Source organism: Streptomyces sp. NPDC038200 (genome assembly GCF_055600785.1).
The window spans coordinates 24,746-40,750 of the sequence record NZ_JBVJYH010000015.1 but is presented as its reverse complement, the minus strand read 5'-3'; the positions used below and the strand labels follow the sequence as shown (position 1 = coordinate 40,750).

The 16,005-nt window shown below is 72.3% G+C and carries 16 protein-coding genes; 8 read left to right on the top strand and 8 right to left on the bottom strand.

Annotated elements, in window-relative coordinates; translation table 11 throughout:
- The first annotated feature begins 152 nt into the window (after nt 1-152).
- Nucleotides 153-1,526: an NAD(P)/FAD-dependent oxidoreductase gene (locus ACZ7KF_RS27250; protein WP_471080235.1), complete on the top strand. Its 1,374-nt coding sequence runs from the start codon at nt 153-155 to the stop codon at nt 1,524-1,526.
- Nucleotides 1,527-1,640: 114 nt separating this feature from the next.
- Here the strand turns inward: ACZ7KF_RS27250 and ACZ7KF_RS27245 are convergent, their stop codons facing one another.
- Entirely contained in the window at nt 1,641-3,107 is a 1,467-nt protein-coding gene (locus tag ACZ7KF_RS27245) for a regulator (protein WP_471080232.1), read from the bottom strand.
- A gap of 235 nt (nt 3,108-3,342) precedes the next feature.
- Here ACZ7KF_RS27245 and lipB point away from each other — a divergent pair, with 235 nt between their 5' ends.
- The 6 genes from lipB to ACZ7KF_RS27215 all read left to right on the top strand — a co-directional run bounded on the left by lipB (nt 3,343) and on the right by ACZ7KF_RS27215 (nt 8,842).
- Nucleotides 3,343-4,140 (top strand): lipoyl(octanoyl) transferase LipB, encoded by a 798-nt coding sequence (gene lipB / locus ACZ7KF_RS27240; RefSeq protein ID WP_225822655.1) that lies wholly within the window; start codon nt 3,343-3,345, stop codon nt 4,138-4,140.
- Nucleotides 4,141-4,265: 125 nt separating this feature from the next.
- On the top strand, nt 4,266-5,231 hold the full coding sequence (gene lipA / locus ACZ7KF_RS27235; protein WP_471080229.1) for a lipoyl synthase: 966 nt from the start codon (nt 4,266-4,268) through the stop codon (nt 5,229-5,231).
- A 229-nt stretch (nt 5,232-5,460) separates the two neighbouring features.
- Nucleotides 5,461-5,658, top strand: coding sequence for an SCO2195 family GlnR-regulated protein (locus ACZ7KF_RS27230; protein WP_225822653.1), 198 nt, complete (start codon nt 5,461-5,463; stop codon nt 5,656-5,658).
- A gap of 60 nt (nt 5,659-5,718) precedes the next feature.
- Nucleotides 5,719-6,420: a DUF4191 domain-containing protein gene (locus tag ACZ7KF_RS27225; RefSeq protein ID WP_225822652.1), complete on the top strand. Its 702-nt coding sequence runs from the start codon at nt 5,719-5,721 to the stop codon at nt 6,418-6,420.
- Between the two features lie 210 nt (nt 6,421-6,630).
- The gene (locus ACZ7KF_RS27220; RefSeq protein ID WP_471080225.1) at nt 6,631-7,734 is read left to right on the top strand and encodes a right-handed parallel beta-helix repeat-containing protein; all 1,104 of its coding nucleotides are present in this window, start codon (nt 6,631-6,633) and stop codon (nt 7,732-7,734) included.
- Between the two features lie 43 nt (nt 7,735-7,777).
- Entirely contained in the window at nt 7,778-8,842 is a 1,065-nt protein-coding gene (locus ACZ7KF_RS27215; protein WP_471080222.1) for a methyltransferase, read from the top strand.
- A gap of 76 nt (nt 8,843-8,918) precedes the next feature.
- On the opposite strand, the gene ACZ7KF_RS27210 is transcribed toward ACZ7KF_RS27215, so the two are convergent.
- From ACZ7KF_RS27210 to ACZ7KF_RS27180, 7 genes are read right to left on the bottom strand one after another with little or no spacing between them, the layout of a single operon-like run.
- Complete coding sequence (locus ACZ7KF_RS27210; RefSeq protein ID WP_471080219.1) at nt 8,919-9,251, bottom strand: TcmI family type II polyketide cyclase; 333 nt, start codon at nt 9,249-9,251, stop codon at nt 8,919-8,921.
- A gap of 21 nt (nt 9,252-9,272) precedes the next feature.
- The gene (locus ACZ7KF_RS27205; RefSeq protein WP_471080216.1) at nt 9,273-9,752 is read right to left on the bottom strand and encodes an SRPBCC family protein; all 480 of its coding nucleotides are present in this window, start codon (nt 9,750-9,752) and stop codon (nt 9,273-9,275) included.
- A gap of 1 nt (nt 9,753) precedes the next feature.
- Nucleotides 9,754-10,008, bottom strand: coding sequence for an acyl carrier protein (locus tag ACZ7KF_RS27200; protein WP_225822647.1), 255 nt, complete (start codon nt 10,006-10,008; stop codon nt 9,754-9,756).
- 23 nt (nt 10,009-10,031) lie between these two features.
- The gene (locus tag ACZ7KF_RS27195) at nt 10,032-11,276 is read right to left on the bottom strand and encodes a ketosynthase chain-length factor (protein ID WP_471080213.1); all 1,245 of its coding nucleotides are present in this window, start codon (nt 11,274-11,276) and stop codon (nt 10,032-10,034) included.
- Nucleotides 11,277-11,283: 7 nt separating this feature from the next.
- Entirely contained in the window at nt 11,284-12,543 is a 1,260-nt protein-coding gene (locus ACZ7KF_RS27190) for a beta-ketoacyl-[acyl-carrier-protein] synthase family protein (RefSeq protein ID WP_471080211.1), read from the bottom strand.
- A complete protein-coding gene (locus tag ACZ7KF_RS27185; protein ID WP_471080208.1) occupies nt 12,540-12,977 on the bottom strand; it encodes a cupin domain-containing protein in 438 nt (145 codons plus the stop codon). The genes ACZ7KF_RS27190 and ACZ7KF_RS27185 overlap by 4 nt, the downstream gene beginning before the upstream one ends.
- A 32-nt stretch (nt 12,978-13,009) precedes the next feature.
- On the bottom strand, nt 13,010-14,092 hold the full coding sequence (locus ACZ7KF_RS27180) for a SchA/CurD-like domain-containing protein (RefSeq protein WP_471080206.1): 1,083 nt from the start codon (nt 14,090-14,092) through the stop codon (nt 13,010-13,012).
- A 200-nt stretch (nt 14,093-14,292) separates the two neighbouring features.
- Between ACZ7KF_RS27180 and ACZ7KF_RS27175 the strand changes: the two genes are divergently transcribed.
- Nucleotides 14,293-15,945: an FAD-dependent oxidoreductase gene (locus ACZ7KF_RS27175; RefSeq protein WP_471080203.1), complete on the top strand. Its 1,653-nt coding sequence runs from the start codon at nt 14,293-14,295 to the stop codon at nt 15,943-15,945.
- Nucleotides 15,946-16,005 lie beyond the last annotated feature (60 nt).

The following is a 16,005-nucleotide window of genomic DNA, read 5'->3' as shown; positions in this document are numbered from 1 at the left end:
TGACTGTATGCGACCTCTATGCGACCGTGCTCTGTTGATGCGCGACTACTCCTGACCGATCACGGCCCTACCCTCGTCCCGAACCCGGGTATCCCTGGAGCCCGTTGGGGGCATGACGTCTCCACCGGCCGCGCAACCACAGGAGGGGCCTCGTGCTTGAGCCCGTGTACCAGGTGGACGTCGTCATCGTGGGAGCCGGAATCGCCGGCCTCTCGGCGGCTCATCGGCTGACCAGCGCAGGAGTCACCACCACCGTCGTGGAGGCCGCCCCGTACGTCGGCGGCCGCATGTCGACGGAGAAGATCGACGGCTTCCGGCTCGACCGCATCGGACAGCTGCTGTCCACGTCCTGTCCCGAACTCCGGCTGACCCCGGGCCTGGACGCCCTGGCCGTGCGCCGCTTCGCGCCGGGGGTCCTGCTGCACCGCGACGGGCACACCCAGCGCGCGGGCGCGCCGGCGTCCGGAGGGAGCGCACGGGGCGCACGGGGCGCACTCCATGTGGTGCGGGCCCTTGCGGGCACCCCCAGGGGTGCGGCGGCCCCGCCCGCCCGCACCGGGGCACCGGTGGGCGGCGCGGTGGACCAGGCCCGCCTCGGCGCCGCGCTCGGCCGGATCGCGGCGACCCCCGTCGAACGCATCCTGGCCCGCCCGGAGATGCCGGCCGCCCAGGCGCTCGCCCGGCGCGGGGTGCCGGCGCGCACCATCGAGGGCTTTCTGCGTCCGCTGCTCGCCGCGCTGCTGTGCGATCCGGAGCTGACCACCTCCAGCAGGTGCGCCGACCTGGCGCTGCGCGCCTTCGCCGGGGGGCGGCTGGGGGTGCCGGAGGGCGGCGCGGAGGCGCTGCCCGAGCTGCTGGCCCGGTCGCTGCCGCCGGGCACCGTGCGCACCGGGGTGCGGGTCACCTCCGTGTCCACGACCTCGGTGACCACCGCCGAGCACGGGGAGATCCGCTGCCGGGCGGTGCTGCTGGCGACCGACGCGCGGGCGGCGGCCGAGCTGCTGCCGGGGCTGCGGGTGCCGGACTTCCACCCCGTGACGGTCGTCCACCACACCACGGACGAGCCGGCGGCGGCCTTCTCGACGGGCACGTCGCTGCTGCTGGACGCCGACCGGGGCGGGCCGGTGGCGCACACGGCGGTGCTCAGCAACGTGGACCCGAGCCGGGCGCCGGCCGGCCGGGTGCTGATCTCCTCGACGGTGCTGGGCCCGCCGCCGCCGGACGTGGACACCGCCGTCCGTATCCACCTCTCCCGGCTCTACGGCACCTCGACGCGCCGCTGGGAGACGCTGGCCGTGCACCACACCCCCGAGGCGGTACCGGCGATGCGCCCGCCGCACGACCTGCGCCGACCGGTACGGCTCCTGGCGGGCCTCTACGTCTGCGGCGACCACCGCGACACCAGCACGGTCCAGGGCGCCCTGCACTCCGCCCACCGGGCCGCGGCGGCGGTCCTCTCCGACCTGGGGGCGGCGGGCTCGATGCACAGCGCGGACCCGGCCCCCACGCTGCCCAGGGCGGCGTGACCACCCCCGGTTCAGCGACACCGGACGCGACCGCCGGCCCTCCCCCCGCCGCGACGGCGTCCGGCCGCGACGGCGGGGAACGGCGGTGCCGGACGCCGTCCGTCCGGGCCGTCCTCAGCCCAGGGCCGCCACCTTCTCGCGGTACCCCCGCACGGGTGCCGCGTCCCGGTACGGCTCCAGTCGGCGTTCGAACTCCTTCACGTACTCCACCGCGCGGGCGCTGCGCATCTCGGCGGCCTGGCCCGCGGCCTCCGCGGCCAGCGTGCACGCCTGGTCGAGTTCGCCGAGGCCGAGCCGGGCGGTGGCGAGGACGACCCGGCAGAACAGGCGGCTGCGGGCATAGGTGGGCGCCCGCAGCTGGAGGGAGCGCTCGGCGTGCTGGGCGGCGGCCCGGAACTGCTGCAGATCCCGGTGGCAGTGCCCGAACTCGTCGGCGAGCTGCGCCTCGTCGAAGAACCCGGCCCAGTACGGCACCTCGTCCCCGGGCCGGGCCGCCTCCAGCGCGCGCTCGGCCCGCACCAGCGCGGCGGTGCAGGCCCGCACCTCGCCCAGGACGCCGTGCGCCCGCGCCTCGGACGCGTGCAGCAGCGCCTGGACGACCGGCGGGCCGCCGGTGCCGACGCCCTGCTGGGCGACCCGGGCCAGCTGCACGGCCTCCCTGCCGTGGCCGAGGTAGACGGCCTGGCGGCTCATGGTGACCAGGACATAGGAACCGTACGCCCGGTCCCCGGCCGCCTGGGCGAGCCGCAGGGCCTGCACGAAGTAACGCTGGGCCAGTCCGTGCGCGGCGATGTCGTACGACGTCCAGCCCGCGAGCCGGGTCAGGTCGGCGGCGGCACCGAACAGGCGGCGGCCGGTCTGCTCGTCGTAGCTGCCGCGGAGCATCGGCTCGCACTCGTGCTCCAGATAGCGCACCAGCGCCTGCCGGGCGTGGCCGCCGCCGAACCGGTCGTCGAGCGTGCGGAACAGCTCGCCGACCGAGTGCAGCGCCGCGATGTCACCGCCGCTGACCTTGTGCCCGCTGCGCTCGGCCTGTCCGCGCGCCCGCGGCGGCACGAGCACCCCCGGCTGCGGCTGAGGCTTGACCGCCCCGGGTCGGCCCTGCGGCGGCACCCGGGGCGCCGGCTCGCGGGCCACCCTGTCGTCCGCCTTGCCGATCAGCCAGTCCCGGCTGGGCACGACCAGCCCCGCGGGGGTGAAGGCGATCTTGCGCAGCTCGGCATGGCTGCCGGAGTCCTTGCGCCACAGCCCGCTGACGATGTCGACGGCCTCCTCCGGGGTGGCCGCGAACTCCAGCCCGGCGTAGACCGGCGCGCAGGCGTCCAGTCCGAGGTCCTGGGCGGTGAGCCGGCGCCCGAGGCGGCGGGTGAACACCTCGGCGATGAGGGCGGGAGTCGTCCCGCGCGGCTGCTGTCCGCGCAGCCAGCGGGTGACCGAGGTCTTGTCGTATCTGAGGTCCAGCCCGTGCTCGAGGCCGAGCTGGTCGACGCGACGAGCCAGACCCGCGTTGGAGAACCCCGCCTCTGCGATGAGCGCGGCGAGCTGGCGGTTGGGGGTGCGCTGCGCGGGTCGGTCCGTCATCTGCGGTGCGGTCTCCTGCCTTCCGGGCCTTTGAAGTGCCCGGATTGCCTTTGAGCAGCCCTTATGGCCTCACGAACGGCGCGAATGTAGCGGAGAGTGAGCAGACGGTCGCATCTTTCGCCATCCATTCATCCGATCGTGTGAGGAACGCCCGCAGGGCTGACGTACGCCGGTCGGACGTACAGTGGCGTGGGCGCGATACAGGCCTGACACACCGCCGAGGGAGGCGCTTGCCGTGAGTGAGTTGCGGTTCGTCCGCATGGGGTTCGGTGCGGATGCCGTCGATTACCAAGAGGCGTGGGACGAGCAGCGCCGGGTGCACGCGGCCCGGTTCGCCGACGAGGTCCCCGACACCGTGATCCTCCTGGAGCACCCCCCGGTGTACACGGCCGGCCGGCGCACCGAGGACAGCGAGCGCCCGCTGGACGGCACCCCGGTCATCGACGTGGACCGCGGCGGCAAGATCACCTGGCACGGCCCGGGCCAGCTGGTGGGGTACCCGATCCAGAAGCTGCCCCGCCCGGTGGACGTGGTCGCGCACGTGCGGCGGCTGGAGGAGGCGATCATCCGCGCCTGTGCCGAGTTCGGTCTGGAGACCACCCGGGTCGAGGGCCGCAGCGGGGTGTGGGTGCTCGGCGACCCGGTCGAGCAGCGGCCGGCGCTCGGGGGGCTGTCCCTGGACTTCGACCCGCGGCTGACCGACGACGAGTTCGACCCCCGTCTCAACGGCCCCGAGTACGCTCCCTCCAACGCGGGCCAGCGCCGTGAGGACCGCAAGATCGCGCAGATCGGCATCCGGGTGGCCAAGGGCGTCACCATGCACGGCTTCTCGTTCAACGTGAACCCCGACATGAAGTGGTTCGACCGGATCATCCCGTGCGGGATCCGGGACGCGGGGGTGGCCTCCCTCGCGAGCGAGCTGGGCCGGGACATCTCCATCGAGGAGGTCCTGCCGGTGGTGGAGAAGCACCTGAAGGACATCCTGGAGCACGCCGAGCTGAAGCCCCGGGTGGTCGAGAAGGCCTCCGCCTGATCGCTGCCGGACTCCTCCCTCGGGAATGCGCCCTGCGGTAGCGAGGTTGGCCTCAGCGGCAGGGCGCGAACAGTACGGGCGTACCCTGGTGTACGCCGAAGAATCGAAGTCACAGGGAGCCGGTCGTGTCCGCAGTCGCACCCGACGGACGCAAGATGCTGCGCCTGGAGGTCCGCAACAGCCAGACCCCCATCGAGCGCAAGCCCGAGTGGATCAAGACCCGGGCGAAAATGGGCCCCGAATACACGAAGATGCAGAACCTCGTGAAGAGCGAGGGCCTGCACACGGTGTGCCAGGAAGCCGGCTGCCCGAACATCTACGAGTGCTGGGAGGACCGCGAGGCGACCTTCCTCATCGGCGGCGACCAGTGCACCCGGCGCTGCGACTTCTGCCAGATCGACACCGGCAAGCCCGAGGCGCTCGACCGCGACGAGCCGCGCCGGGTCGGCGAGTCCGTGGTCACCATGGACCTGAACTACGCCACCATCACCGGCGTCGCCCGCGACGACCTGGAGGACGGCGGCGCCTGGCTGTACGCCGAGACCGTGCGCCAGATCCACCGGCAGACGGCGGAGCGCGCGGCCGGGCGCACCAAGGTCGAGCTGCTCGCTCCGGACTTCAACGCGGTCCCCGAGCAGCTCGCCGAGGTCTTCGCCTCCCGCCCCGAGGTCTTCGCGCACAACGTCGAGACGGTCCCGCGGATCTTCAAGCGGATCCGCCCCGGCTTCCGCTACGAGCGCTCCCTGAAGGTCATCACCGAGGCCCGCGACTACGGCCTGGTCACCAAGTCGAACCTGATCCTCGGCATGGGCGAGACCCGCGAGGAGGTCAGCGAGGCGCTCCAGCAGCTGCACGAGGCCGGCTGCGAGCTGGTCACCATCACCCAGTACCTGCGCCCCTCCGTCCGGCACCACCCGGTGGAGCGCTGGGTGAAGCCGCAGGAGTTCGTGGAGCTGAAGGAGGAGGCCGAGCAGATCGGCTTCTCCGGTGTGATGTCCGGCCCGCTGGTGCGCTCCTCGTACCGCGCCGGCCGCCTGTACCAGATGGCCGTCGAGAAGCGTGGCACGTACATCGCCACCCAGGCGGTCTGAGCCGAGCGTGTGAATTCGCGCACAAGTTCCTACTGGCCAGTAATGGCCGACTCGACGCGGTCCTGACCGTCCTCGCTGATGAGGGCACCGTCAGGGCCGCGTCGGCGTTCCGACCGGCCGCATCAAGGCTTCACCGGCGTTTGACCGGTCGGACACGCCCTGGTAACACCAATCAGTGACTCTGGTATCACGCCCCGTATCGACACCGCTCCGAGGGGGGACCTCGATCATGCAGGCCGCGCCCGTACGCGCCACCGCCATCCCGTCCTTCACCGACGCCCTGCGCGCCGTCGAGTCCCTGCTGATGAGCGGCGGTCAGCGCACCGCCCGCCGCAACGCCTGGGCCTCCGTCCTGGAGGACCGTCGCCGGGCCAAGGACCGGGTCGAGGCCCAGCGGGTCCTGGAACAGGCCGCCACCCGCCCCTGACCGCTCCCCCGCCGGGCACTGCCGTCGTCCGCGCTCCCGGGGGCACGTAGACTTCGTGGCATGGCGAGGAAGGAAACCGCGGCGGACGCCGCGAATGCGGGGCGACTGAAGCAGATCGCCCTCACGTACAAGATGACCCGCAAGGCCGACAAGAAGATCGGTCTTGTACTCGCGGCCGTCGGCATCGGCACCCTCGGTGTCTTCCTCGCGATCGGCTTTCTGATCGGCCACCCGGTCTACCTGGGGATCTTCGGTCTGCTGGTCGCCCTGCTGGCGTCGGCGATCGTGTTCGGCCGCCGGGCCGAGCGGGCCGCCTTCGGCCAGATGGAGGGCCAGCCGGGCGCAGCGGCCGCGGTGCTGGACAACATCGGCCGGGGCTGGACGACGACTCCGGCGGTGGCGATGAACCGCAGCCAGGACGTCGTGCACCGGGCGGTCGGCAAGGCCGGCATCGTGCTGGTCGCCGAGGGCAACCCGAACCGGGTGAAGAGCCTGCTGGCCGCCGAGAAGAAGAAGATGAACCGCATCGTCGCGGACGTGCCGGTGCACGATGTGATCGTCGGCACGGGCGACGGCCAGGTGGAGCTGAAGAAGCTCCGCACGACCCTGCTGAAGTTCCCGCGGGTGCTCACCGGTCCCCAGGTGACGACCACCAACGACCGCCTGCGGGCCATGGGTGACCTGATGAGCAACATGCCGTTGCCGAAGGGCCCCATGCCCAAGGGCATGAAGCTGCCGAAGGGCGGCCCCCGGGGGCGCTGAGCGCCCCGCCGCACGTCGAGGACGGACGGCCCCACCCGCGTCGCCGGGTGGGGCCGTCCGTCGTTTCCGGGCCGCCCGTCGCACCCTCGTGCCGTCCGGCGTCGCCCTCGCACCGTCCGTCGTTTCCGGGCCGGGGCGCGCCGGCCGGTTGACACGCCGCCGAACGGAGCATCCAGCGGGGATCGGCTCCTCCCCTCCTAGCCTCAGAACGTGACAAAGCGACACATTGCGTACCTCGCATGCTCCACGACCCTCGCCGGCGCGTTCCTCGGCGCGACCCCGGCGTCGGCCGCCCACCACCAGACCCTCGTGGTGCGCCCCGGCCAGTCGATCCAGAAGGCGGTCGACGCCGCCAGGGCCGGCGACACCGTGTTCGTGCCGGCCGGCGTCTACCACGAGACCGTCACGGTCAAGACGGCCGGAGTGACCCTGCGCGGCATGGGGCCCCTCACCGTGATCCAGCCGCCCGAGAAGACCAAGTCCGCGTCGCTCGGCAAGAAGGCCCTCGGCGGGAAGGCCTCCCCCACCTGCCTCTCGGCCGGCAGCGGCATCTGCGTGGTCGGGGGCAAGAACAAGGCGCTCCGGGACGTCACCGTCTCCGACCTGACGGTGCGCGGCTTCGCCAAGACCGGCGTGTGGGCCATGGGCACCGACCGTCTGACCGTGCAGCGGGTGACCGCCGAGGACAACGGCCAGTGGGGCATCGCCCAGGAGCACTCCACCCGCGGGGTGTTCCGGGCCAACACCGCCCGGCGCAACGGGGACGCGGGCCTGTTCCTCGCCAACAACGTCAAGGCCGAGCAGGGCGCCAAGGACAGCAAGGGCGCGCTGGTCGAGCGGAACCGCCTGGAGGACAACCGCATCGGCCTCACCGTCCGCCGGCTGCGCAACCTCACCGTCACGCACAACCTCGTCACCGCCAACTGCGCGGGCGTCTTCGTCGTCGGCGACGAGAACAAGCCGAAGGCGGGCGCCCTGACCGTCAGCGAGAACCGCGTCGAGCGGAACAACAAGTACTGCGCGAAGACCGCCCGGCTGCCCTACCTCCAGGGCTCCGGCATCGTGCTGACCGGCACCGAGAAGGCCCTCGTGACCGGGAACACGGTCATCGGCCACTCGGGCAGGTCCCCGCTCTCGGGCGGCATCGTCCTCTTCAAGAGCTTCGTGGGCGTCACCAGCGAGCAGAACCGCGTCGCGGACAACTACCTGGAGAGCAACGCGCCGGCGGACCTCGTCAACCAGGAGGCCACCAAGAGCGGCAACGCCTTCGCCGGCAACGCCTGCCGGGCCTCCAAGCCCGCCGGCCTGTGCTGACCGGGCAGCCGTTCCCGACCCACGCAAGGAAGGAAGGCGGCACATGACCGCACCATCCCCCGAGGTCTCGGCTCCGGTGGAGCCGGGGGCACCCCCCTCTCCCCCGCCGTCGATGCGGCTGCGCGAGCTGGTGTTCGGGGCGGCCTGTGCCGCCGCCGTCCGCGCCGCCGCCCGGCTCGGCGTCGCCGACGCGCTCGGGGACGCCCCCATGACCGCGGAGAGCCTGGCGTCCGCGCTGCGCACCGAGCCCAAGCCGCTGCGCCGGCTGCTGCGCGCCCTGTCCTGCTACGGCGTCTTCGCCGAGCGGCCCGACGGGACGTTCGCCCACACCGAGATGTCCCGGCTGCTGCGCGAGGACGACCCGAACAGTCTGCGGGCCATCGCCATGTGGTGCACCGAGCCGTGGACCTGGGACGCCTGGCCCCGGCTGGACGAGGCGGTGCGCACCGGCCGGAACGTCGTGGAGGACCTCTACGGCAAGGAGTTCTTCACCTACCTCAACGAGGACGCCCCCGAGTCCGCGGACGTCTTCAACCGCGCGATGACCCGCTCCAGCGAGCAGTCGGCGCGGGAGGTGGCGGCTCTGCTGGACCTGTCCGGGAGCAGATCGGTCGCGGACGTCGGCGGCGGGCAGGGCCATGTGGTGGCGAGCCTGCTGGACAAGTACCCGGCGATGCGCGGCTACCTGCTCGATCTGCCGCGGGTGGTGGAGAACGCCGTGGCGCGGCTGCGCCCGGGCGGTGATCTCGCGGACCGGACCCGGATCGTGCCCGGCGACATCCGGGTGTCGGTCCCGGTCGAGGCCGACGCCTACATCATCAAGAACATCCTGGAGTGGGACGACGAGTCCACCGCCCGGCTGCTGCGCAACGTCGTCGAGGCGGGCGGGCCCGGCGCCCGGGTCGTGGTCATCGAGAACCTCGTCGACGACACCCCGTCGATGCGGTTCAGCACCGCCATGGACCTGCTGCTGCTCCTGAACGTCGGCGGGGCCAAGCACACCACCGACAGCATGGTGAGCCGGCTCCGGGCGGCGGGGCTGAGCGTCGGCGACATCCGGCCGGTCAACCCGTTCCTGCACGCGTTCGACTGCATCGTCCCCGCGTGACCGACTCCTTCCGGGAGCACACCGGTGCCGGGTCCGCGTCGCACGCGGGCCCGGCACCGGTGGTCCGGACGGGGGCTCAGGCGCCGGCGTCGCGCTCCCAGACGTAGAAGCGCTGTGCCATGGCGTCCTTCGGGGACCGCCAGGTCTCCGGGTCGTACGCGCTGACGTATGCCTGAAGGCGCTCGCTGACCTCCCTGAACTCAGGGTGCGAGGTCACCTCGGCGATGGCCGGTCCGGGCTCGCGTTCGGACTCGATGAGGTGCATGTACACGTCGCCGAACTGGAAGAGGCTGCGCCGGACCACTCCGACGAGCCCGGGCAGCTCTCCCCGGTCGGACTCCGCGAACACCTTGGCGATGCCGGGGGCGGAGCCCGGGGCCATCCGGGCGACGATCAGGGCCTGGTGCACGGTCGTCTCCTGTCGTCCGGCTCAGTCGGCCAGGGCCGGGGCGGGCCGCTGACCGGAGGCCGCCTTCTCGATCTTGTCCCGGATGAGGGCCAGCTGGACCTTGGAGTTCTTGTTGATGTTGTCGGTCATCCAGTCGTCGTCGACGGGGGCGTCCGGCTTCATCTCGAAGTCCTGGGTCCAGACCATCCGGGTGCCGGCGGGGACCTCCTCGTACCGCCAGTGGATGTTCATGAAGGCGAAGGGCCCGGTCTCCACCCGGTGCGCCTTGACGGTGAGCGCGTCGCGGTCCGGCTCCCGCTGGGAGACCCAGCTCCAGACGGTGCCGTTCTCGTCCGGGTGCATGGTCAGCCGGAAGGTCGTCTTCGCGCCCTCCCGCTTGAGGACCTCCACCGAGGCGTACTCGCTGAACAGCTGCGGCCACCGCTCCAGGTCGTTGGTCATGTCCCAGACCAGGTCCAGGGGGGCGGCGATGGTGATCTCGTTCTGGGTGTGTCCTGCCATCTCAGGCTCCTGCCATCAGGGTGCTGTTGACGAGGTTGAGGAACTGCTGCGGTGTCTTGCAGCGCTCCGCGTCCACCGGCATCGGGGTGCCGTGGGTGTTCTCCAGTTCGCCGACGATGCCGAGCAGGCCGAGCGAGTCGATGCCGAGGACGTCGAATCCGGTGTCCGGCTTCTCCTGGAGCTGCTGCGGGCTGACGGTGACCCCGGCGGCCTTCTTCATCAGCGCGGCGAGTTCTTCCACGGTGATCTTGGGCATGTGCTTCTCCTCCTTTTCTGTACTCACTGCGCGGTGCCGCGGCGCAGCACCAGCGCCGAGTTCGACCCCATGAGTCCACGGCTGAGGACCAGCGCCGTCCGCAGTTCGGCGACGCGGGCGCGCCCCGTCACGAGGTCGAGGTCGTGGCAGACGTCGAAGACGTTCGGCGTCGGCGGGATCAGGCCGTGCTCCATCGCCAGCACGGCCGCCGCGGTGTCCAGCACGGGGGCCGCGCAGTACCCGCGGCCGATGCCGGTCTTCGGCGCGGTGACCGGTACCCGCCTGCCGTGCTCGCCCAGGGCGTCGGCGAGCGCCAGCGCCTCCGCCCGGTCCGCCTCCGGCACTCCGAGGGCGTCGGCGAAGACGACGTCGACCTCCTCGGGGGCGCAGCCGGCCTCGTGCAGCGCCTGCCGGATGGCCTGGGCGAGACCGTCGCGGGACTGCGCCCAGCGGGAGGCGCCGGTGAAGGTGGCTCCGTGGCCCGCCACGACGGCCCGGATCCCGACGCCGCGGTCACGGGCGGTGGCCTCCGCCTCCACGACGAGCATCGCGCCGCCCTCGGCCGGCACGAAGCCGCACGCCCCGTCCGTGAACGGGCGGTACGCCCGGGACGGGTCGGTCTCGCGGCTCAGCTCCTCGTAGCCGAGCTGGCAGACCATCGAGTACGGCGCGAGCGGCGCCTCGGTGGAACCGGCCACGATCACGTCGGTGCCGCGCCGCACCGCCCGGGCCGCGTGGGCGAGGGCGTCCAGGCCGCCGGCCTCGTCGGAGGCGACGACCGAGCAGGGGCCCTTGAAGCCGCGGCGGATGGAGACCTGGCCGGTGCTCGCGGCGTAGAACCAGGCGATGGACTGGTACGGCCCGACGAACCGGCTGCCCTTGCCCCACAGTTGCTGGAGTTCGCGCTGGCCGAACTCGCCGCCGCCCGACCCGGCGGCGGTGACCACGCCGATGGAGTACGGGGCGTCGGGGATGCTGCCCGGCCCGAGCCGGGCGTCGTCCAGCGCGAAGTCGGCCGCGGCCATGGCGTAGTGCGTGAACCGGTCGGTCTGGACGAGGAAGCGCTCCTCGATCGTGGCCGAGGGGTCGAAGGCGCGGACCTCACCGGCCACCTTGAGGGGAAGGTGCTCGCAGCCCTCGCGGGTGATCCGGTCGAGGACGCCGAGGCCCTCCTGGGTGGCTTTCCAGAAGGTGTCGGTGCTGGTGCCGTTGGGCGCGACCACCCCGATGCCGGTGATGGCCGCTTGCCGGTCCTGCGGTTCGCTCATCGTGTCCTCACTCCCTCGGCCGGGTCAGGATCACCGCGGACTGGAAGCCGCCGAACCCGCTGCCCACGGACAGCACGCTGCTCAGTTTCCGTTCGCGGGCGACGCGCGGGACGTAGTCCAGGTCGCACTCGGGGTCGGGGATCTCGTAGTTCGCGGTCGGCGGTACGACCTGCTTGACGAGGGCCAGTACGCAGGCGACCAGTTCGATGGCGCCGATCGCCCCGAGGGAGTGCCCCACCATGGACTTGATGGAGCTCATCGGGGTGTCGTAGGCGTGGTGGCCGAGCGCCCGCTTCACGGCCGCCGTCTCGTGGCGGTCGTTCTGCCGGGTGCCGGAACCGTGCGCGTTGACGTAGTCGATCGCCGTCGGGTCGAGCCGCGCCTGGTCGAGGGCGGTCTCGACGGCCCTCGCCATCTCCAGGCCCTCCTTGGTCAGACCGGTCATGTGGTAGGCGTTGCCGAAGGTGGCGTAGCCGCCGAACTCGCAGTACACGTGGGCACCGCGGGCCCGGGCGTGTTCCAGTTCCTCCAGCACGAGCACCGCGCCGCCCTCGCCCATGACGAAGCCGTCACGGTTGTTGTCGAAGGGCCGGGAGGCGTGCGCGGGGTCGTCGTTGTTCGGGGATGTGGCCTTGATCGCGTCGAAGCAGGCCATGGTGATCGGGGAGATCGGGGAGTCCGACGCCCCCGCGATGCATATGTCCGCCCGGCCTTCCTGGACGGTGTGGAAGGCGTATCCGACGGCGTCCAGTCCGGAGGTGCAGCCGGTGGACACGGTCTGCACGGGACCCTGGGCGCCGAAGCGTTCCGCCACGGCGGAGGCCACGGTGCTGGGCGAGAACGCCCGGTGCAGCTGCGGCTCCGCCTCGGAGTGGTCGACGTCCCAGCGCTGCCCGCGATGGCTGACCAGGACGTAGTCGTGCTCCAGACGGGTGGTGCCGCCGACCGCGGTGCCCAGGGAGACGCCGACCCGCCAGGGGTCCTCCCGGCTCATGTCGAGGCCGGAGTCCCGGACCGCCTCCCCACCGGCGACCAGGGCGAACTGTATGTACCGGTCCGCCCGCTGGATCTCCTCGACGTCCAGGCCGTGCGCGGCGGGGTCGAAGTCGCACTCGGCGGCGATCCGGGACCTGAGCCCGGCCGGGTCGAAGAACGTGATGCCCCGCGTCGCGGTACGGCCTTCGGCGAGCAGGTCCCAGAACGCCGGTACGCCGATCCCGCCCGGTGCGACGATGCCTATGCCGGTGACCGCCACGCGCCGGTTCATGAGCGGACCTGTTCCCGGCCGGCCGGCTCGGCGGCGGTGGCCACGGCCTCCGTCTCCTCGGTGTCGACGTGGCCGAGGGCCGGCCGCGGGGCCAGCGGTCCCAGGTGGAAGACGATCCGCGCCTCCTCGTCGCCCACGTTGCGGAAGCGGTGGCGCATGTTCATGGGGATCATCAGCCCCTGCTCGGGCCGCAGCGGGTGCGGCTCGCCGTCCAGGTCGACCTCCAGCCGGCCGCTGAGGACGTAGACGAACTCCTCGGAGTACGGGTGGTAGTGCTCACCGATGCGGTCGCCGGGCTGCACGATGGCCACGCCCATGAAACCGCTGGTGGATCCCACCGTCGCCGGGGTGAGCATGGCGCGCAGATCGCCGCCGCGCCGGGTGTTGGGCTCGACCTCGCTGAGGTCCACGATCTTCGGAAGGTGTTTGATCACGACGTTCCTCCGTTGGTGTGCTGGCAGCCGGGTCAGGCGTCCGGCGAGCGGCGGTCGGTGACGAGGTCCATGCCGACGGGCGGGCCGTCCAGCAGGGCGCCGAGCGCGGCCTGGCGGCCCGGCTCCGGCAGGACGGTGTGTCCGCCCGAACCCGGGCGGACGTCGATCAGCCGTACGACGACGTCGTCGCGGTGGAAGATCGTGCTGCGCAGGACCGGGCTGTCCGGGTCGTCCGCCGCCGCCTCGTCCTGCTGGGCGAGCAGCTCGGCCAGCTGCATCCCGCCGCCCGGCAGGGCCGGGTAGTACAGGGCCTGCCGCTCGCCCTCGGTGAGTTCGTCCGCGGTGACGTGGTGCACGGCGGGCAGGGCCGCCCGGGTGAAGAACAGCCGTGCGGACTCCTGGTCGTCGAGGTCCCGCTCCTGCTCCAGGTACGGGTTGATGGCCTCCTCCACGGCCCGCACCTCGGGCTGCCGGGCGACGTGCCGCAGTGCCGCGAGCAGGTCGCCGCGCACCTCGATGGCGCGTACGACGCGGTTGCCGTGCATGAACAGGGAGGTGCGGCACAGCCGGGTGCTGTCGTCGACCCGCGCCTGGGGCGAGGCGTAGTTCGCCAGGATCCGCTTCACCTCCGACTCGCTGCCCGGCTTGACCGTGAAGGTCAGCGCGTGCCGGATGACGCCGTCACCGATCCGCGGTGACGTCTGGAGCCGGCGCCGCGGCGTGGAGGCGGCGGACGACTCGCCGCCCGTCTCGCGGACGATGTGGAAGCGCAGCGACCGGGTGTCGCGGACACAGCTGTGCAGCGGCTGCACCATCCGCACGTGTTCCTCGCTGTTCACCCAGGTGAGGAAGGGCGGGGCGCTCTCCCACTCGCTGGTGATGAGCCATTGGGAGGGGTTCTCGATCGACTGGCACAACTGGTCGCTGACGTGGCCGGGCACCTGCGCCACCTGGTTGCACAGTTGCTCGTAGGCCTCCAGGAACTGCTGCTGGGCGCCGTCGTAGACGTCCACGAGCAGGACGACCCGGAGACGGGAGCCGTCGAACACGGACTGGGAGACCCGTGCCGCCTGGCGCGTCAACTGGTCCGAGAGCTTTTCCGAGGTGGTGGTCATGCTGCGCTTCTCCTTCACGGGGGCAGAGGCGAACGCCGGCCGCCGATGACGCGACGTCAGCGCTCCTTGATCCTGTGCCGCTTCCCTCGGTACGCGCGACTCGCGTGAACCACGTGGGTGATTGGGTACGCAAAAGGGCCCATAAAGGGCAGAGAAACAGCAGCGCGCCTCACACCCCGCCCCCTGCCTCTGGAGCCTCGATGCAGCAGAAAGCCGATCACCAGGTGCCCGTCCTCGTCGTGGGCGGCTCTCTGGTGGGCCTGTCCCTGTCCGTCTTCCTGGGCCGTCTCGGCGTACCGCACATGCTCGTCGAGCGGCACTCCGGTACCTCGATCCACCCACGCGGCCGCGGCAACAACCTGCGGACGATGGAGTTGTTCCGGGTGGCCGGCCTGGAGCCGGACATCAAGACGGCGGCCGCGCTGCTCGCGGACAACCACGGCATCCTGCAGACCCCGACCCTGGTCGGGGACGCCGGGGAGTGGCTGTTCCGGGAGATCGACCCGGGCGGCGGACTCGCCCGGTTCAGCCCCACGACGTGGTGCCTGTGCAGCCAGAACGATCTGGAGCCGGTGCTGCTGAGGGGGGCCCGCGCGCTCGGCGGCGACCTTCGCTACTTCCACGAGATGGAATCCTTCGACCAGGACCCCGAAGGAGTGACGGCGCTCGTCCGGGACCGCGACAGCGACGAGCTGTACACGGTCCGCGCCGACTACCTGGTCGCCTGCGACGGCCCGCGCAGCCCCGTCCGGCGCCGGCTCGGCATCGGGCAGAGCGGCCACGGCGACCTCTTCGCCAACGTGAGCATCACCTTCCGTTCCAAGCTGCTCGCCGAGACCGTCGGCGACCGGCACTTCATCTGCTGCTACCTCACCAACCCGGAGGCCGACGGCGCCCTGCTGCCCGTCGACAACAAGGAGCACTGGGTCTTCCACGCCCCCTGGCACCCGGAACAGGGCGAGACGCTGGAGGAGTTCACCGAGGAGCGGCTGCAGCGGCACATCCGGCTGGCCGTCGGCGTCCCCGACCTCGACGTCGAGGTCACCGGCAAGGCGTCCTGGCGCGCCGCGGAGCGCGTCGCCGAGCGGTACACGGCCGGCAGGGTGCTGCTCGCCGGCGACTCCGCCCACGAGATGTCCCCGACCGGCGCCTTCGGCTCCAACACCGGCATCCAGGACGCGCACAACCTGGCCTGGAAGCTGTCCGCCGTCCTGGACGGCTGGGCCGGACCCGGACTGCTGGAGACGTACGACTCCGAGCGCCGGCCCGTCGCGATGGCGACCAGCGCCCGCGCCTCGGCCCGCTCCGTGGAGCACAGCCACCCCGGCTTCGCCCCCACTCCGGGCGTGGGCGGCGGCCCGCGCAGCGGCATCCTCCCCGTCGTCCTCGCCTACCGCTATCTGGAGGGCGCCGTCCTGGGCGCCGACCAGGCCCAGCCGGTCGTGCCCGACGGGGTGCGGCTGGTCGCGGACCCGGGCAGCCGGGCGCCGCACCTGTGGCTGCGCCGGGCGGGCGAGCGGCTCTCCACCGTCGACCTCTACGAGCGGTCCCTGGTGCTGCTCAGCGACGCCGGCTCGGCCGCGGGCACGGCCTGGCACGACGCGGCCCGGCGCCTCGCCACCTCGGACGGCGTACGGCTGGAGGCGTACCGGATCGGTGCGGGGGCGGACGCCGACCTGACGTACGACGGGGACGGGCCCGGCGGGGGCGACTGGGCGGCGGCGCACGGCACGACGGCCGACGGGGCGGTCCTGGTCCGGCCGGACGGGTTCGTGGCCTGGCGCACCGCCGACGCGGCCCGGGATCCGGAGGCCGAGCTGCGCCGGGTCGTGGCGGCGGTGCTGCGCCGCTGAACGGGGCCCGGAGACACCGGAGGCCACTCGCGCCGGGCGGTGCGGGTGGCCTCCGTGTCG